The sequence below is a fragment of the Parafrankia irregularis genome, from assembly GCF_001536285.1.
In the GTDB taxonomy this organism is placed as follows: domain Bacteria; phylum Actinomycetota; class Actinomycetes; order Frankiales; family Frankiaceae; genus Parafrankia; species Parafrankia irregularis.
The window spans coordinates 16,604-43,456 of record NZ_FAOZ01000009.1; the positions used below are offsets into that span (position 1 = coordinate 16,604).

General features: G+C 73.2%; 7 protein-coding genes. 6 read left to right on the top strand and 1 reads right to left on the bottom strand.

The genetic code is table 11. The annotated features are described in order from the left end of the window. Positions 1-227: 227 nt before the first annotated feature. From AWX74_RS16475 to AWX74_RS16490, 4 genes are all read left to right on the top strand, one after another. Complete coding sequence (locus AWX74_RS16475; RefSeq protein ID WP_091277575.1) at positions 228-20,000, top strand: non-ribosomal peptide synthetase; 19,773 nt, start codon at positions 228-230, stop codon at positions 19,998-20,000. A 441-nt stretch (positions 20,001-20,441) separates the two neighbouring features. Next, positions 20,442-22,151 carry an amino acid adenylation domain-containing protein gene (locus AWX74_RS16480; RefSeq protein WP_226930817.1) on the top strand — a complete coding sequence of 570 codons (1,710 nt, stop codon included), beginning with the start codon at positions 20,442-20,444 and terminating at the stop codon, positions 22,149-22,151. 276 nt (positions 22,152-22,427) lie between these two features. After that, positions 22,428-22,919, top strand: coding sequence for an aspartate 1-decarboxylase (panD, locus tag AWX74_RS16485; RefSeq protein WP_091277579.1), 492 nt, complete (start codon positions 22,428-22,430; stop codon positions 22,917-22,919). Positions 22,920-23,377: 458 nt separating this feature from the next. Beyond that, the gene (locus AWX74_RS16490) at positions 23,378-24,106 is read left to right on the top strand and encodes an SDR family oxidoreductase (protein ID WP_242666267.1); all 729 of its coding nucleotides are present in this window, start codon (positions 23,378-23,380) and stop codon (positions 24,104-24,106) included. Positions 24,107-24,230: 124 nt separating this feature from the next. Here AWX74_RS16490 and AWX74_RS16495 read toward each other — a convergent pair whose 3' ends face one another. Further along, the gene (locus AWX74_RS16495) at positions 24,231-24,794 is read right to left on the bottom strand and encodes a TetR/AcrR family transcriptional regulator (RefSeq protein WP_091277583.1); all 564 of its coding nucleotides are present in this window, start codon (positions 24,792-24,794) and stop codon (positions 24,231-24,233) included. A 75-nt stretch (positions 24,795-24,869) separates the two neighbouring features. Here AWX74_RS16495 and AWX74_RS16500 point away from each other — a divergent pair, with 75 nt between their 5' ends. After that, a complete protein-coding gene (locus AWX74_RS16500; RefSeq protein WP_091277585.1) occupies positions 24,870-25,865 on the top strand; it encodes an alpha/beta hydrolase in 996 nt (331 codons plus the stop codon). A 7-nt stretch (positions 25,866-25,872) separates the two neighbouring features. Further along, positions 25,873-26,697 carry a class I SAM-dependent methyltransferase gene (locus AWX74_RS16505; protein ID WP_091277588.1) on the top strand — a complete coding sequence of 275 codons (825 nt, stop codon included), beginning with the start codon at positions 25,873-25,875 and terminating at the stop codon, positions 26,695-26,697. Positions 26,698-26,853: the final 156 nt, after the last annotated feature.

The window sequence follows — 26,853 nt, forward strand, 5'->3', positions numbered from 1 at the left end:
GGCCGATCCGAACTGGTGGTTGCATTTCCGATCTCGCCTATATTAGGTTAACTTCACCTAATCTGTGCGAGGATAGTGCGCCTGCCTGCCAGTCAGCGGTCGTTGCCCCAGGCGGCGGCCGTCGCCTCTGTCGGTCACCGGCCGCTCACCGGCCCCTGAAGCGGTAACCCATCGGTTGCCAGTCGATGCCCCTCGTCCCGACCCCCATCACCGGAAGGACGTCCACTGTGGCGAGTCCCGACTCCGCGCAGCGCAGGCGCGACCTGCTTCGCCGTCAGCTGGCGGCCGAGCGGCTGACGCGCGACCCGGTGGGTGGCGTCGGCGATCGGTCTCGCCGGAGCGCCGGCCAGGGGCATCCGGTCAGCCCGGCGCAGCGCCGCATGTGGTTCCTGTCACGGCTTGACCCCACCAGCGCCGCCTACACGATCTCGGCCGCGTTCGAGCTGACCGGCCCGCTTGACCCGGAAGCCCTGCACCGCGCGCTGATCGCCGTCGCCGGTCGGCACGAGATCCTCCGCACGACCTACCGGGCCACCTCGGACGGGCAGCTGCAGCAGGTGGTCCGGGACGACATCCTGCCGGCGTGGCACAGCGTGGATCTCTCGGCCGAGCCGGCCGAGCCGGCCGAGCTGGCCGAACCGGCCGCGGAAGCCGACGAGCGTGCGCGCGCGATCGCGCTGGCAGCGGCGCGGCGCCCGTTCGACCTGACCACCGAGTCCCCGCTGCGGGTCACCCTGCTGCGGCACGGCCCGCAGCTGCACACCCTGGCGCTCGCCGCCCATCACATCGCCTGGGACGACGCGTCCTGGGACGTCTTCTTCGGCGACCTGCAGGCCGCCTACGCCGGGAAGGACGGCGCGGGCGCCGGTGCCGCCGTCCAGTTCCTCGACGCCGCGGCCCCGGTCGCGGACCAGCCCGTCCCGGCGGAGGGCCTCACCTACTGGCGCGACAGGCTGTTGCCGCTGGCCGAACCCGTGCGGCTGCCGGGGCCGGACGCCGACGACCGCGGCCCCGACGACCTGCCGGTCGCCGCGGCCCCGCACCGACGTGACACCGGCCGGCAGGTCGTCCACCTCGCGGCAGGGGAGCTCGCCGGGCAGGTGCGCGAACTGGCGACCGCCCACGGCGCGACACCGTTCATGGTGCTGCTGGCCGCCTACACGGCGCTGATCCACCGGGTGACCGGGGCCACCGACGTCACCGTCGGCTCCCCGGTCGTGAACCGGGAGGGTGCCGCGACCGAGGGCGTCATCGGCTACTTCGGCAACACGATCTGCCTGCGTCTGCCGGTGGGGCCGCTGGACAGCTTCACCGACCTGCTGCGACGGACCCGTGACGTCTGCCGGGGCGCGTTCGCGCACGCTGACGTCGACCTCGCGGACGTCGTGCGTGAGCTCAACCCCGACCGGTCGGACGGCGTGTCCAGCCTGTTCACCACGATGTTCGCCGTCCGCACGCAGGCCGCCGCCGCGCTGCGCGGCGGCGGCCTGGGTGACGGTGACGGCCTGCGTGGTGAGCGCCGTCCCCTGCACAACGGCACGGCGCAGTTCCCGCTGATGGTCGTGGCCGAGATCGGTACCGGGCCGGACGGGGCCGACTCGCTCGAACTGGAGACGACCTTCCAGCCGGGCTCGGTGTCCGGGGTGTTCGCGCGCTCCCTCGGAGCACGGCTGGAGCGGCTGCTCACCGCGGCGCTCGCCGACCCGGCCGCGGGGATCGGCTTCATCGACCTGCTCACGCCGGCCGAGCACGCCCGCCTCGCGGGGGCCTGGGCCGACCCCACGGCGGACGCTGACACCACGGCGGACACTGACACCACGGCGGGCTCTGACATCACGGCGGGCTCTGCGCCCGGCGAGCCGTGGGTGGTGCCCTTCATGTCGTGGGCCGAGGCCGACCCGGACCGGACGGCCCTGGTCACCGCCGAGCGTTCGGTCTCCTACGGGGAGCTGGCCACCGAGGCTGACGCGCTCGGGCGCCGGCTGGCCGACCACGGCGCCCGGCCGGGCACCATCGTCGGGATCGCCCTGCCCCGATCGATCGAGCTGGTGGTCGCGCTTGCGGCCACCGGCCGCGCCGGCGCCGCCTACCTTCCGCTCGACGTCGACTACCCACCCGACCGCCTCGCCCTGATGGTCGAGGACGCGGCGCCGGCGGTGCTGGTCACGACGCGCGAGCTGGCTCCCGGGATCCCGCTCGCGCCGGGGACCCGCCTCGTTCTCGTCGACGAGCCGGCACCGGTGCCCGAGGTGGCGCCGGAGCCCGCGTCCGCGTCCGCGCCGTGGCCGCCTGCCATCGCACCGGACAGCCCGGTGTACGTCATCTACACGTCGGGTTCGACCGGCCGGCCTAAGGGCGTCCTGGTCGGCCATCGATCGCTGGCCGGTTTCCTGGCGGAGTTCAGCGAGACCGTGGGAATCGGGCCGGCCGACCGCGTGCTGGCCGCGACCACACCGGCGTTCGACCCGAGCACGGTCGAGCTGCTGGCGCCGCTGACCGTCGGCGCCTCGGTCCGTCTCGTCGCCAGTGAGGCGGCTCGGGACCCCTCGGAGCTCGCCCGGCTCCTGAGCGCCGGCGCGGTCACGCTGGCCCAGGCGACACCGTCGCGCTGGCGTTCCATCCTCGCCGCCGACCCCGCCCCCTACCCCGGCGTACGGGTCCTGTGCGGTGCCGAGCCGCTGACCCTCGACCTCGCGCGGGAACTGCGCTCCCGCGCGGCGAGCCTGACCAACGTGTACGGCCCCACCGAGACGACGGTCTGGGCGACGACCGGTGAGGTGCGCGGGTCGACGGGCGAGAGCGAGCGGATCACGGTCGGCACGCCGCTGCGCAACACCCGGGCCTACGTGCTGGACGGCGCGCTGATGCCGGTGCCGCCTGGCGTCATCGGCGAGCTCTACCTCACCGGTTCCGGCGTGGCCCATGGCTACCTGGCCCGCCCGGCGCTCACCTCCAACCGTTACGTGGCGAACCCGTTCGGCTTCGGCGAGCGGATGTACCGCACCGGTGACCTCGCCCGCTGGACCGCGGACGGTGAGCTGCTCCTCGCCGGCCGTTCGGACGACCAGGTCAAGATCCGTGGTTTCCGGATCGAGCCGGGCGAGATCGAGACGGTGCTGGCGCGCCACCCGGCGGTCGCGCGCTGCGCCGTCATCGCGCGGGAGGACGGGCCGGCGGGACGCGCGCTCGTCGCCTACGTCGTCCCGGCGGCCACCCCGGCCGGAACCGGGGCGCTCACCGACCAGCTGCGTGCGCACGCCGCGTCGTTCCTGCCCGGCTACATGGTGCCGGCGGCCTTCGTGGTCCTGCCCGTCCTGCCCATCACCCCGAGCGGGAAGCTCGACCGGCGCGCCCTGCCCGCGCCCGACTTCGGTGCGGCGGCCCAGCCCGGGAGGGCACCTGCCACCCGGACCGAGGAGATCCTGCGCGACGTCTTCGCGGCCGTGCTGAGCCAGCCCGACATCGGCGTCGACCAGGACTTCTTCCACCGTGGCGGCGACAGCATCCTGGCCTTCTCCGTGGTCACCCGCGCGGCGGCCGCCGGGGTGACGGTGGCACTCGCGGACGTCTTCGCCACGCCCACCGTGGCCGGCCTGGCCACGGCGGCGGACGCCGCGGCAGCCGCCGCCACGGATCACCTGGGCGCCGCGGGCACGGCGGCGGTCGGTTCGACGTCCGCGCTCGCGGAGCTGCCCCCGGTCGATCCGGACGACGTCGAGCGCTGGCGGGCCCGGCTGCCCGGCCTGACCGACGTGTGGCCGCTGTCGCCGTCGCAGGCGGGCATGCTGTTCCAGCGCCTCGTCGACGGGGAGGACACGCCCGACGTCTACGTCGTCCAGTTCGTCCTCGACCTGCGGGGGGATCCCGATCCCGGTCGCCTGCGGGCCGCTTCCCGGGTCCTGCTCGACCGGCACCCCCTGCTGCGCGCCGCGGTCCTGTCCGACGGCCGTGCGCCGGCCCAGGTCATCGTCGCCGAGGCGGAACCGGAGTGGACGGTCGTCGACCTCTCCGCCTGGCCGGCCGCCGAGCGGGCGGCCGAGACGGAGCGGCTCGTCTCGGCTGACCGGACGGCCCGGTTCGACCTGGCGCAGCCCCCGCTCCTGCGTTTCCTGTGGATCCGCACCGGGCCGGACAGCGCGCGGCTGGCTGTCTGCGCCCACCACCTCATCGTCGACGGCTGGTCGCTGCCGTTGCTGCTGCGCGAGCTGTTCACCCTGGCCGTGGACCCGGCCGGCCCGGCTGCTGTCGCCGCACAGCTGCCGTCGCCACGCCCGTACGCGGACTATCTGCGCTGGCTGCGGGTTCAGGACTCCGACGCCGCCCACGAGGCCTGGCGCGACGAGCTGGCCGATCTCGAAGAACCGACCCTGCTGGGCGGCCTTGCCGCCGCCGGCGGGCCGCGGGCCGGCGGGCCGGCGGCCGCCCTCGAGCGGGAGGTCGGCCCCGAGCTGACCGCCCGGCTGGGTTCGCTCGCCCGCGAGCGAGGCGTCACGCTGAGCACCATCCTGCGGGCGGCGTACGGCGTCGCGCTCGCCCGCGCGGTCGGGCGTGACGATGTCGTCTTCGGCGCGGCGACCGCGGGCCGGCCACCGGAGCTGCCCGGGGTCGAGTCCATGATCGGGCTGTTCGTCACCACCGTCCCGGTCCGGGTCACCGTGAGCGCGCGGATGACGTTCGCCGCGTTGCTGGCGGATCCGCGGGTCACCCAGGCCCGGATGTTCGCCCACCAGCATGTCGGCCTGGCCGACATCCAGACGTCGATCGGGCGAGGTGAGCTGTTCGACAGCCTGCTCGTCCTGGAGTCCTTCCCGTTCGACGCGGCGACGCTGATCCCACCGGGCGGCCCGCGGCTCGAAGCCGTCGACGGCCACGACGGAACCCACTACGCGCTGACCATCCGGGTGATTCCCGGGGACCGGCTGCGCGTGACCTTCAGCTACTCCGACGGTGTCCTCGACGACGCCACCGTCGCCGGGCTGGCCGACCGCCTGCTCCTCCTGCTGGCGGAGATCGCGGCCGACCCGGACCGCCCGATCGGAGCCGTGACGGCCGTTCCCTCCGCCGAGCGCGGTCTCGCCGCCCTCGCTCCGGCACCCGCGGCGGTCGCGCTGACCGGCGTCCTGCCAGCTGGCGACACGACGGCCGCCACCCTGCCCGACCTCTTCGAGGCCCAGGCCCGCCGGACCCCGGACGCGGTCGCGCTGCGCTGGCGCGAGACGGAGCTGACCTACGCCGAGCTCGACGAGCGGGCGGACCGGCTGGCCCGGCTGCTGCGCCAGCGCGGTGTCGGGCCGGAGTCGATCGTGGCCGTGGCGCTGCCCCGGTCACTCGACCTGGTCGTGAGCCTGCTCGCCGTGCTCAAGGCCGGTGGTGCCTACCTGCCGGTCGACCCGGCCTACCCCGCGGACCGGATCACGTTCATGCTGCGTGACGCGGCACCGGTGTGCGCGGTGACGACGGCGGCCACCCGTACGGCGCTCCCGGCCCGCCTCGGGGTGCCGATGGTCGTGCTGGACGATCCGCTGGTCGACGCGGCCCTGAACGAGCAGCAGCAGCAGTCCGAGCAGCAGCAGCAGTCCGGGCAGCAGCAGCAGTCCGGGCAGCAGCAGCCCGGCCCGCTCGACCCGGCCGGCCGGGCCCGGCCCGACAACCTCGCCTACGTGATCTACACCTCCGGGTCGACCGGCCGGCCGAAGGGCGCGCAGATCCCGCACCGCAACGTGGTGCGGCTGTTCGCCGACAGCCAGCGGCACTTCCACTTCGGCTCCTCCGACGTCTGGACGCTCTTCCACTCGGTCTCGTTCGACTTCTCCGTGTGGGAGCTGTGGGGCCCGCTGCTGTACGGCGGCCGGCTCGTGGTGGTCGACCACGAGGTCTCCCGCTCACCGGGGCAGTTCCTCGGCCTGTTGCGGCGGGAGTCCGTCACCGTCCTCAACCAGACCCCTTCGGCCTTCGCCACGCTGATGGACGCCGATCGCGACGATCCGGGCGCCGGCGGGCAGCACGAGCTGAGCCTGCGGCTGGTGATCTTCGGCGGTGAGGCGCTGGACACCAGCCGGCTGGCACCGTGGTACGAGCGGCATCCCGACGACGCGCCGACCCTGGTCAACATGTACGGGATCACCGAGACCACGGTGCACGTCACGTACCTGCCGCTGGACCGGGACAGCGCCGCCGGCGCCGCCGCCCGGCGCGGCCTGATCGGCGAGCCGCTGCCGGGCCTGCGGGCTCGGATCCTCGACCGCCACCTCACCCCGGTCCCGCCGGGCGTGCCGGGGGAGGTCTATGTCAGTGGTGGCCAGCTCGCGCGCGGGTACCTGGGCCGGTTCGGCCTCACCGCCACCCGGTTCGTGGCCGATCCCTACGGCAACCCCGGCGAGCGGATGTACCGCACCGGCGACCTGGCCCGGCTTGGTCCGGACGGCGCGCTGGAATACCTCGGCCGCGCCGACGACCAGGTCAAGATCCGCGGTTTCCGCATCGAGCCGGGTGAGATCGAGGCGGTCCTGGCCGCCGATCCGTCGGTGGAACGGGTGGTCGTCATCGCGCGTGCGGACGACGCCGGCCGGCACCGGCTGGTCGCGTACGCCGTGCCGCGGGCGGGCCACCAGGTCGACGGCCCGGCACTGCGGGCGCGGGCCGCGGCGGCGCTGCCGGACTTCATGGTCCCGTCGGCGGTCGTCGTCCTCGACGCGCTGCCGCTGACCAGCAACGGGAAGCTCGACCGGGCCGCACTGCCGGCTCCGGACCCGACCGCGGCCACCTCGGCCCGGTCGGGCGCCACCGATCTGGAACGCACCCTGTGCGCGGTGTTCGCCGACGTGCTGGGACTGGACCGGGTCGGCGCCGACGACGAGTTCGTGGCGCTCGGTGGTGACAGCATCATCGCGATCCAGCTGGTCAACCGGGCGCGGCGCGACGGCGTGGCACTCACCCCGCGCGAGGTCTTCGTCCAGCGGACCCCGGCCGCGCTCGCGTCGCTCGTGGCCGGACGCACCCCGGCGGCACCGGCGGGGACGTCCACCGCGGCCGAGGCAGCCGTGGCAGGCGCGCCGTCCGAGACTGCCACGCCACCCGAGACAGCCCCGGTCCCGGGACTCCCGGGGACGGGCACATCGACCGGCGTGCTGACCCCACCGCCGATCGTGGCCCAGCTCGCCGACTGGGGCGGCGAGATCCAGCGCTACAACCAGGCATTTCTCATCCGGACGCCGGCCGGTGCCGACGAGGCGTCGCTGCGCGCCGCGCTCGGCGCGATCCTCGCGCACCACGACGCCCTGCGGACCCGGCTGCTGCGGCCCGCGCCGGGCATCTGGCTGTTCCAGATCGATCCGCCCGCCACGGGCACCGGCGCACCGGGCAGCACGGCCGACGCCGATCTGCTGACCCGCGTCGACGTCGCCGGCCTCCTGCCGGACGGGCTGCGCGCGGCCATCGCGGCCGCCTCGGAATCGGCCGTCGGTGGCCTGGACCCGGACGCCGGCGTGATGGTCCGCGCGGTCTGGCTCGACGCCGGCCCGGCCGAGCCCGGCCGGCTGGTGATCGTCGCCCACCACCTCGTCGTGGACGGGGTGTCGTGGCGGATCCTGCTCGCCGACCTCGAGGCCGCGTACGCGGCGGCCAGCGCCGGCCGGCCGGCGCGGCTCGGCGGGGTCGGCACGTCGCTGAAGGCCTTCAGCGAGGTGATCGCCGGGTACGCGACCGCACCGGACCGGCTCGCCGAGCTGACCCACTGGCTGGAGACGCTCGCGCCGGGCGGGCGCCCGTTCGGGCAGCCCGCGCCCGCGCTCACCGCCGCGGGCACCTCGGCGGCGGCCGCGCTGGGGCCCGCCGCGGTCGGGACGGCCGCCGACACCGAACGCCTCGTCGTCGAGCTGCCCACGCAGGCCACCTCGGCCCTGCTCACCGGTGTTCCCGCGGCGACCGGCACCGAGATCACCGCTGTGCTGCTCGCCGGCCTGCGGCTGGCGGTCCCGGTCCCCCCGGCCGACGACGATCCGGCCGCTGCCCGGGATGACGCCGGCGGCGACCTTCTCGTCGATCTCGAACGGCACGGGCGCGAGGAGATCGTCCCCGGCCTGGACCTGTCCCGCACGGTCGGCTGGTTCACCAGCATCGCGCCGGTCCGGCTGGGACCGGTGCGCCAGGACGCGCGCACGACGCTCGCCGAGGTGGCGGCGAGCCTGCGGGCGACCCCGGACAGCGGTGCTGGTTTCGGCCCGCTCCGCTACGCCAACCCGCTGGCCGGGCCGGTCCTCGCCCGCGCCGGCCGGCCCCAGATCCTGTTCAACTACCTGGGCCGCTTCGGCGCCGACCAGCGCGCCGACTGGGGGCCCGCGCAGGAGTTCGACGCGCTCGCCGCCACGCCCGACCCCGGCCTGGGCGTCGGCTACCCGCTGACCGTCGACGTGGTCGGTGTGGAGACGGCCGACGGCCCGGTGCTTCGGGCGACCTTCACCTACCTGACGACCGTGCTGTCGCAGCCGCAGACAGCACGCCTCGCCACCGGTTTCCGGGACGCCCTGCTGGAGCTTGCCACGCTCGCGCCCCCGCGGCCCGAATCCGCGTCCGAGCGGCTCCCGGACCCGCCGCCCGAGACGTCCGCCGCGCTCGTCGCGCTCGTCGCGCTCTCGGACGAGGAGCGGGAACGGATCTCCCGCGACTTCCCGGCGGCGGTCGAGGACGTCTGGCCGCTCTCGCCGTTGCAGGAGGGCCTGTACTTCCAGTGGTCCCTGGACCAGACGAGTGATGCGTACACCGCCCAGTTCTCGCTCGACTTCGACCACCGCCTCGACGCCGAGCGGATGCGCCGGGCCTGCGCGGTTCTCATGGCCCGGACCCCGACGCTGCGCGCGGGTTTCCTCAGCGACGGCCTGCCCCAGCCGGTGCAGGTCATCGCGGCTGAGCTGCCCGTCCCGGTCACCGAGGTCGACCTGTCCGGGCTGGCCGAGCCCGAACGGTCGGCCGAGGCCGAACGGATCGCCGCGGCCGACCGGTCCCGCCCCTTCGACGTCGCCCGGCCGCCGCTGTTCCGGCTGACCGTCATCCACCTGGGGGAGCGGCACGACCGGCTGGTCGTGAACCGCCAGGTGCTGCTGTGGGACGGCTGGTCGGGCGCCCTCGTCGTCGAGGGCCTGCTCGGGCTGTACGCCGCCGAGGGCGGCGCGGCGGCGCCCCCCGCGCCGCGGGGTTCCTTCCGGGACTATCTGGCCTGGCTGCGGGAGCGGGACACCGAGGCCACCGGGCGTGCCTGGCGGTCGGCGCTCGCCGATCTGGAGGAGCCGACGCTGGTGGTGCCGGCCGCGCGTGGCCTGCCACCGGTCGCCCCGGGCCGGATCACCGCCGAGCTGCCGGAGGCGACCGCGACCGCGGCGCGGGCAGCCGCCCGTGCCCAGGGCGTCACCCTGAACACGCTCTTCAACGCCGCGCTCGCGCTGGTACTGGCGTCGGCGACCGGGTCGGACGACATCGTGTTCGGCACGACCGTCGCCGGCCGGCCGACCGAGGTCGAGGGCATCGACGAGGTCGTCGGGCTGTTCCTGAACACGGTGCCGGTCCGGGTCCGGCTCGATCCGCGCGAGACGGTCGGCGACCTGCTGCGCCGCATCACCGGGCAGCGGCTGGACCTGCTCGACCACGAGTACCTCGGGCTCGGGGAGATCCAGCAGGCCAGTGGTCATCCGGTGCTGTTCGACACGCTGTACGTCCTGCAGAACTTCATCGACGAGGTGGCGAACGACGAGACCAGCGCCCGGCACGGGATCACCGGCGGGACCAGCCTCGACCACACCCACTACCCGCTGACCTTCGTGCTGTTCCCGGGCGCGCGCATCACCGCGCGGCTGGAGTACCGCTCGGACGTGCTCACGCGGGAGACCGCCCAGGGCCTGTTCGACCGCCTTCTGACACTGGTCGGCGCGCTGTCCGAACACTCCGACGCCCTGGTCGGCACGCTGGACGCCCTGCTCCCCGCGGAACGGTCCCGGCTGGAGGAGGCCCTGGCGGTGCCGCCGCGGCCGACGGGCACCGAGACCATCGCCGACCTGCTCGCCGTTTCGGCCGAGCGCCTCGACGGGCAGGTGGCACTGGTCCTGGGTGAGCAGCGGCTGACCTACCGGGAGCTCGACGACCGGGTCAACCAGCTGGCGAGGCTGCTGATCTCGCGGGGCGCCGGGCCGGAGACGGTGGTGGCGCTCGGGCTTGGCCGGACGGTCGACATGGTTGTCGCGTTGTTCGCCGTGCTGCGCACCGGCGCCGCCTATCTGCCGCTCGAGCTGGACCATCCGCCGGCACGCCTGCTGGAGATGGTGGGCGACGCGGGGGCGGCGATCCTCGTCACCACCAGGGCGACCGCCCGCTACCTGGCGGGTGTGCCAGCCGACGCGGCTGCGTCAGCCGGCGCGGACGTGCCGGCCACCTCGGACGCACCAGGCTCGGAAAGTGTCACCTGGCTGGTCCTCGACCAGGACGCGGTGGCCGCCGAGCTGGCCGCGGCCGGGTCAGGCGCGCTGTCGGACGCCGAGCTCGGCGCCTTCGCCCGTGACCGGGCGGACCGGCTCGAGCACCCGGCGTACGTGATCTACACGTCGGGATCGACCGGCCGGCCCAAGGGTGTCGTGACGCCGTACCGGGGCCTGACCAACATGTGGCTCAACCACCAGGAGGAGATCTTCACCCCGACGGTGGCGGCGGCCGGCGGGCGCCGGCTGCGGATCGCGCACACCGTGTCGTTCGCCTTCGACATGTCCTGGGAGGAGCTGCTCTGGCTCGTCGAGGGCCACGAGGTGCACATCTGCGACGAGAACCTGCGCCGGGACGCGGAAGGCCTCGTCGCCTACTGCGACCGGCACCGGATCGACGTCGTCAACGTGACGCCGACCTACGCGGCCCATCTGTTCGAGTCCGGCCTGCTCGACCGCGACGAGGATCCCGCCGCTCCCGAACCGGCCGGCGCCGAACCGCGTGCCGCCGGAGCGGCCCTCACCGGAGCGGCCGGGGGGCGCCATCGGCCGCCCCTGGTCATGCTGGGCGGCGAGGCCGTCCCGGACTCGGTCTGGAACCGGCTGCGCGACACGGACGGCACGACCGGTTACAACCTGTACGGGCCGACCGAGTACACGATCAACACGCTCGGTGCCGCGACGGCGGACAGCCCGACGCCGACGGTCGGCCGGCCGATCCGCAACACCAGCATCTACGTGCTCGACCGGTGGCTGCGCCCGGTGCCCGACGGCGCCCCCGGCGAGCTGTACATCGCCGGCGACGGCCTGGCCCGTGGTTACCTCGACCGCTTCGGCCTGACCGCCACCCGGTTCGTCGCCGACCCGTTCCGGGCCGGCGACCGGATGTACCGCACCGGTGACCTGGTCATCCGCCGCCTCGACGGCAACATCGACTTCCTCGGGCGGACCGACGACCAGGTGAAGATCCGCGGCCATCGGATCGAGCTCGGAGAGGTGACGTCCGCCCTCGACAGCCACCCGGCGGTCAGCCAGTCGGCGGTGATCGCCACGGACGACCCGGCCCTGCCGGGCTCCAAGCGGCTCGTCGCCTACGTCGTGCCGGCGGAGCGGTCCGCCGCCGAGACGGCCGCGAGCGAGGACGACCAGGTCGGCGAGTGGCGCCAGATCTACAGCGACGAGTACGAGCGAATCCCGACCGCCGCGCTCACCGAGGACTTCGCCGGCTGGGACTCCAGCTACGACGGTCAACCCATCCCGTTCGAGCACATGCGGGAATGGCGGGCGGCCACCCTCGACCGGATCCGGGCGCTGGAACCCCGGCGCGTCCTGGAGATCGGCGTCGGCACCGGCCTCCTGCTCGGCGGGCTCGCACCCGAGGTCGAGACCTACTGGGGCACCGACCTGGCCGCGCCGGTCATCGCGAAACTGCGTGCCGAGCTGGCCACCGACCCGGATCGATTCGGCCGGGTGGAGCTGCGCAACCAGCCGGCGCATGTCACCGACGGGCTGCCCGCGGGCTACTTCGACACGATCATCATCAACTCGGTGATCCAGTACTTCCCGAGCGCCGGCTACCTGGCCTCGGTGCTGCGCTCCGCGCTCGGCCTGCTGGCCCCGGGCGGTTCGCTGTTCGTCGGCGACGTCCGCGACCTGGGTCGGCTGCGGATCTTCCACACCGCGATCGAGCTCGCCCGCTCCGGTGGCAGGCCCGCCGCCTCGACCCGGCTCACCGCCGCGGTGGACCGGCGCATGCTGCTGGAGAAGGAGCTGGTGGTGGCACCGGCGTTCTTCCTCGGGATCGCCGCCGAGGAGGGCCTGGAGGCGTCGGTGCGCGTCCGGCGGGGGCGCTTCGGCAACGAGCTGACCAGGCACCGGTACGACGTGGTGCTGCGGTCCGGTGTGGCCGCCGGTGACGCGGGGATCGCGTCGGGCGATGCCGGAACCGACGCCGGAACCGTGTCGTCCGAGCCGCTCTCGCTGGCCTGGGGCGTCGACACCGGTGACCTTGCGGGCTTCGGCGCGCTGCTGGGCGCCGACGCGCCGGCGCGGGTGCGGGTCACCGGGATCCCCGACGCCCGGATCGCGGCCGAGGTCGCCGCCGCTGAGGTCGCCGCCGAGGTCCTCGCGGCGGAAGCCCCGACGACGTCCGCGGTCGCCACGGTCGAGCCCCAGGACCTGTACGAGCTGGCCGACAGCCTCGGCTACGAGGCCGCTCTCACCCCGTGCCCGGACGATCCGGGGCGGCTCGACGGCCTGTTCGTGCGAGGCTCCGGCCCGGGGGCGCTGCCGGTGGTCCGACCGGCCGCCGACCCCGCCGACCGGCCCGCTCCGGGCGTGGTGGTGACGAACGACCCGACGGCGGCCCGCGCCGCCGCCGCGATCGTCGGTCGTCTGCGTACCGACCTCGCCGCCGTGCTGCCCGACTACCTCGTCCCGTCGGCGTTCGTGCCGCTGCCGGCGATTCCCCGCAACGCCAACGGCAAGCTCGACGTGGCGGCGCTGCCGCCGGCCGAACCGGTGGCGACAAGCTCCGGGAGGGCACCGGCCACCGAGCTGGAGCAGGCTCTGGCCGATCTGTTCGCCGACGTCCTCGGTCTGCCCGAGGTCGGGGCCGACGACAACTTCTTCGCCCTGGGCGGCCACTCGCTGCTCGCGACCCGGGTGGTCAGCCGGGCCCGGGCCACCCTCGAGATCGACCTGGCCATCCGCGACCTGTTCGACGCCCCCACGGTCGAGACCCTGGCGGCGAAGGTGGCCGGCCAGGCGCCGGCGACCACCCGCCCGCCGCTGGTCGCCGGCGAGCGCCCCGACCGGATCCCGCTGTCCGCGGCGCAGCGCCGGCTGTGGCTGGTCGACCAGCTGGCCTCCTCGGCCGGCGACGGTTCGACCGCCTACAACTACCCGATCGCCTTCCAGATCACCGGGCGGGTCGACGTCGAGGCGCTGCGCGCGGCCGTCGGTGACCTGCTGGAGCGGCACGAGGCCCTACGCACCGTCGTCGACGTCGTCGACGGCGAGCCCTACCAGCGGATCCTCGACCCGGGCGCCACCCGGCCCCGTCTCACCGTCGAGGACTGCGCGTGGGACGAGGTGACCGCCCGCATCTCCCAGGCGGCGGCGGAGCCGTTCGACCTGACCGCGGAAATCCCGCTGCGGCTGATGGTGCTGCGCGGCGACGCCGAGGACGCCGACGACACACTGGTCGTGATCCTGCACCACATCGCGACCGACGAATGGTCGGACCGGCCGTTCCTGCTGGATCTGGACGCCGCCTACTCCGCGCGGCGGGACGGTGCGGCGCCGGACTGGGCTCCGCTGCCCGTCCAGTACGCCGACTACACCCTCTGGCAGACCGCTCTGCTCGGCGATCCGGATGCCGAGGACAGCCTGGCCACCCGGCAGCGCGCGTTCTGGCTGGAGGCCCTGCGCGGCCTGCCCGAGGAGATCGGGCTGCCGCTGGACCGGCCAAGGCCAGCGGTGCGCGACGGGGCGTCCGGACGGGCGGTCCGCGTCCTGCCGGGCGCGGTCGCGACCGGCCTGCGCGAGCTGTGCTCCCGGACCGGGACGAGCATGTCGATGCTCACCCATGCGGCCATCGCCGTCCTGCTGCACCGGCTCGGGTCGGGTGACGACATCCCGATCGGCGTTCCCATCGCCGGGCGGACCGACACGGCGCTCGAACGGCTCGTCGGCTTCTTCGTCAACACCCTGGTGATCAGGTCCGACCTGGGCGGCGACCCGACCTTCCGGGAACTGCTGGCGCGGACCCGCAGCACCGACCTGGCCGCCTTCGACCACCAGGACCTCCCCTTCGAGGACGTGGTCGCCGCGGTCAACCCGCGCCGCGTGCCCGGGGTGAACCCGCTGTTCCAGGTGATGGCGGGCTACCACCACCTCGCCGAGGACGACCGGGACCTGCTCGGCGGGCCGGTCACCTGGATCAACCCGGAGGCCGGGACAGCCAAGTTCGACCTGGACGTCACCTTCGTCGACCGGGCGGCGCGCAACGAGATCACGATTCTGGTCGAGTTCGCCACCGACGTGATCGAACCGGCCGGTGGCGCCCGGCTGGCCGACCGGCTGACCCGCCTGCTGGCCGGGCTCGTCGCCGAGCCGGACCGGCCGGTCAGCCAGCTGGAGATCGTGGACGACCGCGAGCGCGCGGCGGCGCTGCGCGCGGCGGCCGGCCCCCGGCGCGAACTGCCCGCGGGCGGTGACACGGTGGTGGACCTGCTCGAACGGGCCGTGGCCGCGTTCGGGCACCGGGTCGCGCTGGTCACCGACACGGGCCAGGCCACGTTCACCGACCTCGCGGCGCAGGTCGACCGGATCGCCGGGCTCGTGCGCGGGATCGGCGGCGGCCCGGAGGCGGTGGTCGCCCTCGCGCTGCCACGCGCGCTGATGGTCCCGGCGATCTTCGGCGTGCTGGCGGCGGGCGCGAGCTACCTGCCGCTGGACGTCGAGCATCCGCCCGAACGGCTCTCGTTCGTGCTGGCCGACGCGGCCCCCGTGGCTGTGCTCACCACGGCGGCGCTGGCCGACCGGCTCCCGCCCGCCGCCACCGAGGTCATGCTGCTGCCTGACGGCACAGCCGTGGACGACGAGGGCTCCGGCCGGGCGTTCGCCGGGAACACCCGGCCCCTGCCGGACAGCGCCGCCAGCGTCATCTACACCTCCGGCTCGACCGGGCGTCCCAAGGCGGTCGTCGGCACCCACCGTGGCCTGGCCAACCTCTTCGCGTCCCACGCCGTCGACCTCATGGCGCCGGCCGAGGCGGCGGCCGGACCGGACCGCGGCGCCCAGCGTGTCCTGCACGCGGCCTCGTTCAGCTTCGACGGCTCCTGGGAGCCTCTGCTGTGGCTGCTGGCCGGACATGAGGTCCACGTGGTCGGCGAAGCGACCGCGCGGGACGCGGCAGCGCTCGTCGACCACATCGAGCGGGCGCGGATCGATGTGCTCGACCTGACGCCGACCTACCTCCAGGAGCTGCTGGACCACGGGTTCCTGCGCGCCGAGGGCCACCGGCCGGGCGTGCTGATGGTCGGCGGCGAGGCCACCGCGCCGGCGCTGTGGGAGCGGCTGCGGTCGACGCCGGGAATGGTGAGCCACGACCTGTACGGGCCGACCGAGTACTCGGTCGACGCCTACGGCTGGCACAGCGCCGGCACCGACCCGCGGCCCGAGCCGGCCGGCGTTCCGGAACACCCAGACCAGGACGCACCCGACCAGGACGCACCGGGCCAGGGTCAGGGCCGGGATGTGCCCGGTTGGGCGGGGCCGATCGCGAACACGTATGCCTACCTTCTCGACGCGGCGCTGTCGCCGGTCCCGGACGGGGTGGCGGGCGAGCTGTACCTGGCCGGTCCCGGGCTGGCCCGGGGTTACCTGGGCCGCCCCGACCTGACCGCGGGCCGCTTCGTCGCCGACCCGTTCGGCCCGGCGGGCCAGCGGATGTACCGCACCGGTGACCGGGCCCGGCGGCGGCCCGACGGCGCACTCGCCTTCCTCGGGCGTACCGACGACCAGATCAAGCTGCGGGGCTTCCGGATCGAGCTCGGGGAGATCGAGCGTGCCGTGGAGACGGTCGCCGGTGTCAGCGCGGCCGCGGTCGTCTTCCGCCCGGACGCACCGCCCGCCCTCCAGCTCGTGGCCTACCTGGTGGCCGAATCGGCCGTGCCGGCGGAGCGGGAACCGGGAGCGGGCGATCGGGCCGAGCAGGAGCTGGCAGCGCACGAGCCGGCAGAGCGCGAGCTGACCGAGAACGCTCGTGCCCACCTGGCCCGGGTGCTGCCGGTGCACATGGTTCCGCAGGCGTTCGTCGTGCTGGGGCGGCTGCCCCGCACGGTCAACGGCAAGCTCGACCGGGCGGCGCTGCCCGAGCCGGCCGCGCCGGCCCTGGCCGGTGGCCGGCGGCCCCGGGACGCCCGCGAGGAACTGCTCGCGGAGCGGTTCGCCGCGGTGCTCGGCGTCGAGCAGGTGGGCCGGGACGACGACTTCTTCGCCCTCGGTGGCCATTCGCTGCTCGTCATGCGGCTGTGCGCGGCGATCCGCTCGACCTTCGGAGTGGAGATCACACCCCGTACGGTCTTCGAGGAGCCGACCGTGGCCGGGCTCGCGCGGCGGATGGAGGCGGCGGGCACCGCCCGCCAGCCGGTCGGCCGCCAGCAGCGGCCGGAACACCCACCGCTGTCGGCCGCGCAGCGACGCCTGTGGGTCCTGGCGCAGCTGGAGGGCCCCAGCCCGACCTACAACATCCCGATCACCTGGCGGCTGACCGGCCCGCTGGACGTGGCCGCCCTGCGCGCCGCGGTGGACGACGTGGTGGCCCGGCACGAGTCGCTGCGCACCGTCTTCCCGAGCGCCGACGGCGAGCCGTTCCAGCGCGTCCTCGATCCCGCCCAGGCACGGATCCCGTTCGACGTGGTCGACTGGATCCCGCCGACGGGCGCGGACCACGCCGAATCAGAGCTGGAGCCGGAGCCGGGTGAGGCGGGTCTGGCGGAGATCCTCGCCAGGGCGGCGGCGTATCCCTTCGATCTCGAGCACGAGCCGCCGATGCGGGTGACCGTCGTCCGCTGCTCGTCCCGGCTGCACATCGCACAGTTCCTCGTCCATCACATCGCGGCGGACGAGGGTTCGGACCGTCCGCTGGCCCGTGACCTGTCGGTGGCCTACCGGGCGCGAGCGGCGGGTGCCGCACCGGTTTGGGCGCCGCTGCCCGTCCAGTACGTCGACTACACGCTGTGGCAGCAGCGGATGCTCGGCGACGAGTCCGATGTCACCAGCCCCGCCGCGCGCTCGCGGGAGTTCTGGCGCGGCGCGCTGGCCGGCCTGCCTGACGAGGTGGCCTTGCCCACCGACCGGCCGCGGCCGGCGGAGCCGAGCCACACCGGCGGAATCGTCGAGATCTCCCTGGACGACGACGTCGTCGGCGCACTGCGGTCGGTCGGTCGGGCCCACAACGCGAGCATGTTCATGGTGCTGCGGGCAGCGGTCGCGACGCTGCTGCACCGGCTGGGGGCGGGGGAGGACATCCCCATCGGCAGCCCGGTCGCCGGCCGGACCGACGACACGCTCGACGACCTCGTCGGTTTTTTCCTCAACACCGTGGTCCTGCGCACCGACCTGGCGGGCGACCCGTCGTTCGGCGAGCTGCTCGGACGGGTCCGCGCGGGTGACCTCGCCGCGCTCGACCACCAGGAGCTGCCGTTCGACCGGGTGGTGGAGGCGGTGAACCCACCGCGCCAGCTCGCCCGCCATCCACTGTTCCAGGTCATGATCGTGTATCTCGCGGCGTCCGACGTCGTCGACGAGCTGGCGTTCGACGGCATCAGCGCACGTCCCGAACCGGTGCTGCGGGCGGACGCCAAGTTCGACATGTCCTTCGACTTCATCGAACGGGGCGGGGCCGAGGGCGGTATGACCATCGGCGTCGCCTACAGCGACGACCTGTTCGACCGCGCCAGCGTGGACCGGATCGCCGAGCGCCTGCGGGACGTCCTCGCCGCGGTGGCCGCGGATCCGTCCGTACCGGTCAGCGCACTGCGGCTGAGCTGGACGGCGATCCCCGCGGCAACCGCGCCTCGTGCCGCCCTCGTGGCCGCCGGCAGCTCCGGCAGCTCCGGCAGCTCCGGTGGCTCCGGTGGCGACGATCGCGGTGACGGGAGTGCCGCGACGGCCACCGCCGGCCGCGCGCCCGCGAACGACATCGAGGAGATCCTGGTCAACACCTTCCTGCAGGTGCTGGGGGTCGACCAGGTCGGCGTCGACGACGACTTCTTCGCGCTCGGCGGCGACAGCATCGTCGCGATGCGGCTGGTGAACCGGATCCGCGCAGCCGGTCTCGTGGTGACCCCGAAGCTGCTGTTCGGCCATCGCACACCTGGTGCGCTCGCGACGGTCGTGCGGCGCCGCGCGCCGCGCCCGCAGGCCCCGCAGGCCCCGCAGCCCGGCCAGGCCGCGGCGGCGCTGGTCGTCCCACCGACCCCGGCGCTGCAGTCGGCACGCGGGCGCGGGCGCACGAGCGACGGCACGGACGCGTTCACGTCCTTCTCCTCGCCGGTGCTGCTGCGCACGCCTTCCGGGCTGGACCAGCCGACGCTGACCAAGGTGCTCGCAGCCGTCGTCGACCAGCACGACGTCCTGCGGGCCAGGCTTGTCCGCTCGGATCTGCCCGGCGGGCCGGCGCTTCCGCCGGGCGCGGCGACGGTCGGTGCGGACGGCGGTCCGGCCTGGTCGCTGGTGATCGCGCCGCCTGGCGGCGTCGACGTCGGCGGCTGGATCCGGCGGGTCGACGCCACGGACCTCGCCTCGGGCGACGGTTTCGACAGCGAGGCCGGCCGGTCGCTGATCGCGGAGCTGGCGGTGGCGACCAACCGCGAGCTCGATCCGGACGCCGGGCAGGCCATCCGGGCCGTCTGGCTGGACGCGGGCGGCGCGCTTCCGGGCCGGCTGCTGTTGATCATCCATCACGCCCTGATCGACGGGGTCTCCTGGTCGATCGTGCTGGAGGATCTCGCGGCCGCGTGGCAGGCGCTGGCGGCGGGCGAAAGGCCCCGGCTCGCGCCGGTTCCCGTCTCGTACGCCGACTGGGCACGCCGCCTGGACGACCGTGCGCGGGCCCCGGAGACGGCGTCACGGCTGCCGTTCTGGTCGGACCTGCTGGGCCGGGCCACGCCCGTGGATTGGGTCGCCCGGCCGGTGGAACCGGCGGAGGCCGGCGGGCAGACTGAATCCGCCGGGCAGACCGGCTCGGCGGTCGGGCAGGTGAGCGCGGCCGGGCTGGCGGATGCGGCCGCGGCCGCGGCTCAGGCGGTGACGGTGAGTGTGCCTGCGGAACGGGCGGCGCCGCTGCTGTCGACGGTGCCCGCCGGTTTCGGTATCGGTGTGGACGAGCTGCTGCTCACCGCGCTGTCCCTGGCCGTCGCCGACCGGACCCGCCCAGGCGAGAACGGGTCATCGGGGATGATCGTCGCCGTTCAGGCGCATGGCCGGCAGGAGCAGATTGTGGGGGATGTGGACCTGTCCCGCACGGTCGGCTGGATGGCGGAGATCTTCCCGTTCCTCCTCGAACGGGACGCCACCGACGGCGCCGTCTTCGGCGATCGTTCCGTGGACGCCGCGGCGGCCCGGGTGCACGCGCTCATGGCGTCCGTTCTGGACGGCGGAACCGACTACAGCATGTTGCGGTTCCTCAACCCGCGGACCGCGCCCGAGCTCTCGGCCGCACCGCTGCCCACGGTCTACCTGAACTACGTCGGCCGGTTGACACGGGGCGAGACGGCCGACTGGGCGGTCGCCGCGGAGGACGAGGAGCTCTTCGCGGACTGGAACGCCGAGCAGCCTGATCCCTTCCCGGTGAGCCTGATCGTGCGGGTTCTCGACGGTCCGGGCGGTCCAGAGCTCACGGCGCGATGGTCCCGCGGACCGGACGGCCCCGCCATGGAGGTCGTCAGCGACCTCGCGACGTCGTGGGTCCGGGCGCTGGACGCCCTCGCCGTCCTGGCATCGGGGCGCGGAACAGACGAATCCAGCTGACGGCGCGCCACGGCCGCGGGATCCACCGCGGCCGTGGCCATCTTCTCGAAGAGCTTTCGGGCCCGCCGGCGCCGCGATTCTCGGATTCCGACGGCAGTTGTTCCGGCAAAGGCTTCGAGCTATGCCGGGAGGGCTCCTGCCGGCTGCCGGTGAATCGCCGGATGTGATGATCGCAGGGCATCGGATTGCTACCGGGTTATTTCCGTCTCACAGCTCACTGACAGGAATGTCGTGAGTCCGGGTCGGCGGTGGAAAATGCTCAACTGGCTGAGTCGTGTGGGTGTGAATGTCCTTGAATAGAATAGATCCACTTGCTAAGGTTTCTGTTGTTCGCTTCCCGGTCGGCTGTGTCGTCCGGCTCCCCGGTAACGCCTGGGCGTCCCGGTGGTCCGGCTAGGTGCGGGCAGCGATGGGTTCCGTTTCGCCATCGACAGATGGGGCATGATTGTGAGTGCGCTTTTCAGGGGTGGCGTGTCGCCGGTGCCGGCGGCGGACGGGGCTGTCGCTCTCGAATGCTGTAACGACACCAGCGCGCCCGCGGTCGTGACGACCGTGGTCGATCTTTTCGTCGCCCAGGTGCGGAGAACGCCGGATGCGCCGGCTGTCGTGGCGCCGGAAGGGCGGTTCACCTATCGGGAGCTCGGAGACCGGGTGTTCCAGCTCGCCCGGGCCCTGCGCCGCCACGGCCTCGAGCCGGAGGGTGTTGTGGGTGTCCGGCTGGGGCGATCCGCGGAGATGATCGTCGCGGTCCTCGCGGCCATGGTCGCCGGTGGCGCCTTCGTCCCGGTCGAGCCGTCCTGGCCTGACCAGCGGCGTCGGCGGGTACTGACGGACGCGGGCGCGCAGTTGATCGTGACGGGTCCGGAGACGTCCGAGGGGTCGGGGGATCCGGATGGGCCCGGCGGGCTGGTCGACGGGGTGCGAGCCGTGCCGGTCGATCTGCACGCGTGGGCCTGGGGTCACGAGTCGCCGGAACCGCTGGATCTTTCGATCCCCTTGACCGGTCTGGCCTATGTGATGTTCACGTCCGGCTCGACCGGCACCCCGAAAGGGGCGATGATCCGCCATGAGGCGATCGCCGAGCGACTACGGTGGCAGGTGACGGACCTGTTCACCTTCGGTGCGGGTGACGCTTCGCTGTTCAAGGCTCCGCTGTCGTTCGACATCTCTGTCAACGAGATCCTGCTGCCACTCGTCTGCGGGGGCCGGGTGGTCGTGGCGGAGCCGGACGGTGAGCTCGACCCGGGATATCTGGTCGACCTGATCGAGGCCGAGCGGGTCACTTTCGTCTATCTGGTGTCGTCAATGCTGGACGTCGTGCTGGAAGCGGCGGAAGGCACGCCCGCGTTGGCCTCCCTGCGGCATGTCTGGTGCGGAGGCGAGGTACTCACACCGGCCCTCTTCGCACGCTTCCGAGCTCAGGTCGACACCGATCTTTATCATGGTTATGGCCCGGCCGAGACGACGATCGGCGTTTCTCATGTGATCTACCGGGACAGTGCTGAGCGTCTCGCCACCTCCATTGGCCGGCCCAATCCGCATACCCAGATTCACCTCCTTGACGACCGGCTGGAGCCGGTGCCGGACGGCGTGATCGGCGAGCTGTATGTCGCCGGGTTCCTGCTCGGCCGCGGCTATGTGAACAGCGGGGCGCTGACCGCGTCGCGTTTTGTCGCCAACCCGTTCTCCGGCGATGGGGCCCGAATGTACCGGACCGGGGACCTCGCGCGATGGGACAGTGCCGGCTGGCTGGAGTTCGTCGGCCGGGCTGACAACCAGGTGAAGATCCGGGGAATGCGGCTCGAGCTGGAGGAGGTGGAAGCCGCCATGTCCACCCACCCCCGGGTGCGGCGGGCGGCGGTCGTGGTGTCCCGGGACACCGCGGCGCCCCGGCTGCTCGCCTTCGTCGTTCCTGATGCCGATCGTGGCGCCGATCAGGTCGACGGCGGCTCGGCGCTTTCGGGACCGGCCGCGGACGGCGCATTCGCGGACGAGGTGCTCACCTGGTGCGCGGACCTTCTTCCTCACTACATGGTGCCGAGCGCCGTGACGGTGCTGGGCACGCTTCCCGTCACAGCTGGCGGAAAGATCGACCGACGTGCCCTGACCGCAGCTCACCCGCCACGGGAACAGCTCGTGGGAGGGGCGTGACACACACCGCGGGCCGCGCGCGGATATGTCGCCAGGCCGGGGTGGAGGTACCGCGTCGTCACCTCGACGGAGATGTCGATTTTCGATTGGTTCTTTTCCTTCCCACGCTTTTCGGGTGACGTGGCCACCGGCCGGAGCCGACGACGGAAAGGCCCGTTTCTCACCCGGTGCGCCGGCTTCCTGTATCGCCGGGCCGCGGATGGTGCGATGTCTGTGGACTGTTCGCTGGCCCGGAACTCCCACTCGTGATCTCGACCGAATTCTGAAGGAAATCGCATGCAGCGCACTCTGCTCGGCGGGAAGATTCATCGGGCCACCGTGACCCAGGCGGATCTGCATTATGTCGGATCGATCACGATTGATCGGACGCTCATGGATGCCGCCGACATCGTCGAGGGTGAGCAGGTTCAGGTGGTGGATATCACCAACGGTGCTCGGCTGGTCACCTATGCGATCGAGGGGCCCCGGGACTCCGGGATCATCGGCATCAACGGTGCCGCCGCCCGCCTGGTTCACCCTGGCGACCTGATCATCATCATGTCGTTCCGGCAGATGGACGAAAGCGAGGTCGGCACGTATGTCCCACGAGTCGTTCACATCGACGAACTGAATCGGATCGTCACGTTGGGCGACGATCTGTCCGCGCCGGTTCCCGGGGCGGTCAACCAGATTCCCGGAAACGGGACCGCGATCCGGTCCGGGGGCCAGGTGACCGAGAGCGAGGCGCGCAGAGGCGCTGACCTTCAGGGCGCGCTCGGCCCGTCCTAGGTCCGTCGCACAGGTCCTTCCCCGGCGGCACGGAGGGTGCGGAGCCGTACATCGGTCGCGTCCGCACCCCGACCCGCGCGGTGATACGAGCGGCCCGTGCCGTGCCGTGCCGTGCCGTGCCGTGCCGTGCCGTGCCGTGCCGTGGGCTGTGCCGTGCCGGGGCTGGGAGCTGGGCCCGAGGGTCCGATCCGGGTGGGTTCAGCGCCGAGCCCCGCCCGAGGCGCCGTAGCCGCGGAAGTCCCCTGGCTGCGCTCTCAGTCGCCGGTGCCGCCTGGCACCGCTGTCGACCACGGCCACGCGCTGATCGCGATCAGCGCGGTGGACTCCAGCTCTCGGCGTGTCGTACCGTCGCGTGCCTGTTGGGCCATCCCCTGCAGGACCACGCCTGTGAACACGGCCAGTGACCGCGCGTCGGTGCCTACCGGTAGCTCACCCGCGCGGATGGCGGCATCGATTCTGTGCTCGAGCGCCTCGACCCCGCTGTTGCGCAGTGCCCGCAGCGACTGCTCGACCTCGGGCGAGCCGCAGTTGACCGCGGTGCCGCCCGAGCCACGCTGACCGCGATCACCGCGGCCGGCGGCCGGGCGTTCACGCTGCGGACGGAGCTCGGGCGGGCCGGGGACGCACACGCGCTGTGGTCGGCCTTCGACGAGGGCGTCCGTGAGTTCACCGACTCGCCGCAGGTGGATGTGATCGTCAACAATGCCGGGATCGCGCTCTACGCCTCGATGAGCGACGTCGCGGACGCCAGCTTCGACGAGGTCTTCGCGGTGAATGCCAAGGCGCCGTTCTTCATTCTCCAGCACGGCCTCGACCGGCTCCGTGACGGCGGCCGGGTCATCAACATCTCGTCGGGAGCCGCCCGGCTGGCGACACCGATGCTCGTCGCCTACGCGATGATCAAGGGTGCGCTCAACGCGCTGACGCGCACTCTCGCACTGGAGCTCGGGCCGCGCGACATCACCGTCAACTCCGTCGAGCCGGGCATCGTCGAGACCGACATCGCGTTCTTCCTTTCCGATCCCCGGATGAGTGAGCTGGCGGCGTCGTGGTCGGCGTTCAACCGGATCGGGCAGCCGGCCGACATCGCCGATGTCGTGGCCTTCCTCGCCTCGCCTGAATCACGGTGGATCACCGGGCAGACCATCGACGCGACCGGCGGCTTCCTGCTCGGTCCGGCGTTCTGAAACCCGGAACCCGGGGCGGCCGAACGGTGGCCACGGTCGCTCAGGCCCGTGACACGGTCGCTCAGGCCCGTGAAACGACGCTGGGCGGGCGAGCGGACGCGATGGCAGACGGGGAGGCGCGTGGTCAGGATCCGCGCATCGCGGGCAGAACCATGTCGACCAGTGCGGCGACGTCGGTGTCGGCCATCGGCTCGCCGGTCATGCCCATCCGGTGCAGCAGGGTTCCGACCACGACGTCGATGAGGAACAGGACCCGGTTCTCCGGTTCGTCGAGCGCTGCCTGGAGTGCGAGTCGATACGGGTCCTGCAGCCGCGCCGACAGGATCTCGCGCAGAGACGGGTCGCTGACGGCGTCGCTGAACACGCCGGCGAAAGCGTCACCCACCCCGGGCTCGCCGATCTTCGCCGCGATCCAGTGGATGGCCGAGGACATGATCTCGGCTCGGCTGGCCCCCTCCAGCGGCACCGGGCCGAACGCGTCCAGCAGGCAGTCCACGATCAGCTCACCCTTGGACGGCCAGCGCCGATAGATCGTCGTCTTGGCGATGCCGGCCGCCGCGGCGATGCGCTCGACGGTCGCGCGTGCGTAGCCGAGCTCGTGGACGGTGCTCAGCGTGGCGGTGAACACCGTGGCGTGGACGCCGGCGCGCGGGCGGCCGGGTGGTCTGGCGGATCCGGCCGATGCCATGGCCACACGATACCTTTTTCGCTACCGTAGGTTTCGATACCTTGGGTCGCGAAATTCGGTTGACGAGGAGAAGGTATGAGTGAGGTTGTGGCTACGGAACGTCCGCCGGAGCCGGACTGGTTGGCGATGACGGCCGAGGAACTGCTCGCCTACCGCGACGCGGAGAACCGCTTTCGGGCGTCCAGCGCGATACGGCCGGTCACGGGGGATCCGGACCCCGGCGCTGTGATCGACTGGCAGGAGGTGGCGCTGCCCGGCCGCGGACTCCCGGTCCGCGTCCACCGGCCGGCGGCGCACTCCGGCGAAGGAGCCGAGCTGCCGTTCGTGCTCCACGTGCACGGCGGTGGGTTCGTGGGCACCGCCGTGCAGAGCGACTGGGTCAACAGCCACCTCGCCGCCCAGCTGCCCGCGGTCGTGGTCTCCGTCGAGCACCGCCTCCTCGACCATCGAACTCCGCTGTCGGCGGCCGTCGCGGACGGCTGGGACGTGCTCCGGCAGGTGGTGCGCGACGCCGGGTCGTGGGGCATCGTCCCGGCGCGAACGGCTGTGTTCGGCGAGAGCTGCGGCGCGCTGATCAGTGCGCTGGCCGCGATCCGGGCCCGCGAGTCCGGCCTGCGGCTCACGGCACAGGTGCTGGTCAACCCCGCTGTCGACGTGACCGGGACGATGCTCGACCACGCCTCGGTCACCGAGCACGCCGACACCCCGACCCTCGCCGTGCCGGTGCTGCGGCTGTTCCAGCGGCTCGCCGTTCCACCGGGAACCGACCCTCGCGGGCTTTCGCCGCTGCACGCCGACAGTCTGAGCGGGCTGGCCCCGGCGCTCGTGGTGGTGCCGACCCACGACCCGTTGGCCGACCACGGCCGCCGCTACGCCGAACGGCTGCAGGCGGCCGGGACGCCGACACGGCTGGCCGAGTACGCCGGAGCGGGGCACGCGTTCCTCAGCATCCCGGGTCTGGCGCCGCAGGCCGAGGCGGCGCGGGCAGAAATCCTCGAGTTCCTCCGTGCCTCGTTCGCCGGCCCGCCGCGAGCCGCCGATGCTTCGGCGCCTGATCACGGAACGCGCTGAGCACGCCATGACGACCGAAGAAAAGATCGACGGTGCGGCCCTGGACGGAGTCGCTGCCACCTGCCTGTGGACGCTGCGCAACCGCGCCGAGGAGTCGATCCACCCGGGCTCGTCGTTCGACGACCCGCTGGCGGAGCGTCTCTACCGCAGGATCGACTACGACTTCGAACGCTTCGGCAGGCCCAGCCAGAGCCATCCACTGCGCGCCCTCGCCCTGGACCTCGCCATCCGCGCGTACCTGGACCGGCATCCCGAGGCGACTGTGGTCGCCCTCGGCGAGGGCCTGCAGACCACCTACTGGCGCCTGGGGCGGCCCGGCGTCGACTGGCTGACCGTGGACCTGCCACCGGTGATCGACCTGCGCCGGCGCCTGCTGCCGCCGGAGCCACGCATGACCGCGATCCCGGTCTCGGCGCTGGACCACAGCTGGATGGACGTCCCCGATCCGGCGCGTGGGGTGTTCATCTCCGCCGAGGGCCTGTTCATGTACCTGGAACGAGACCAGGTGATGTCCCTGATCACCGAGTGTGCCGCGCGGTTCCCCGCCGGGCAGCTGTTCTTCGACTCGATACCCCCCGCGTTCAGCAGGCGGACGATGAAGGGCTACCGCATGTCGGACCGCTACATCGCGCCGCCCATGCCCTTCGGCCTCACGGTCTCCGCGGCCGCTCGCCTGCCCGCGCGGATCCCCGGCGTGGCCACCGCCGAGGACCTGCAGCCGCCGCCCGGCCGCAGGGCATGGCGGTCGAGAACGCTCCGGAGGATCGCGGCCCTGCCCGGCCCGCGTGATCTGCGCCCGTCAGTCACCCTGCTGACCTTCGCACCCTGTTGACCTACGCCGGGTGACCGCGGGCAGCTGGGCGGCGAGCCGGGTGGCGCCGGCGGGGCGGCCTGACCCGGTACAGGCACTTCGGGTCGTGGCGCTCGCCGTCTGTCCGCCGCCCAGAGCCGTGAAACGATGCTGGGCGGGCGAGTGGACGCGCTGACA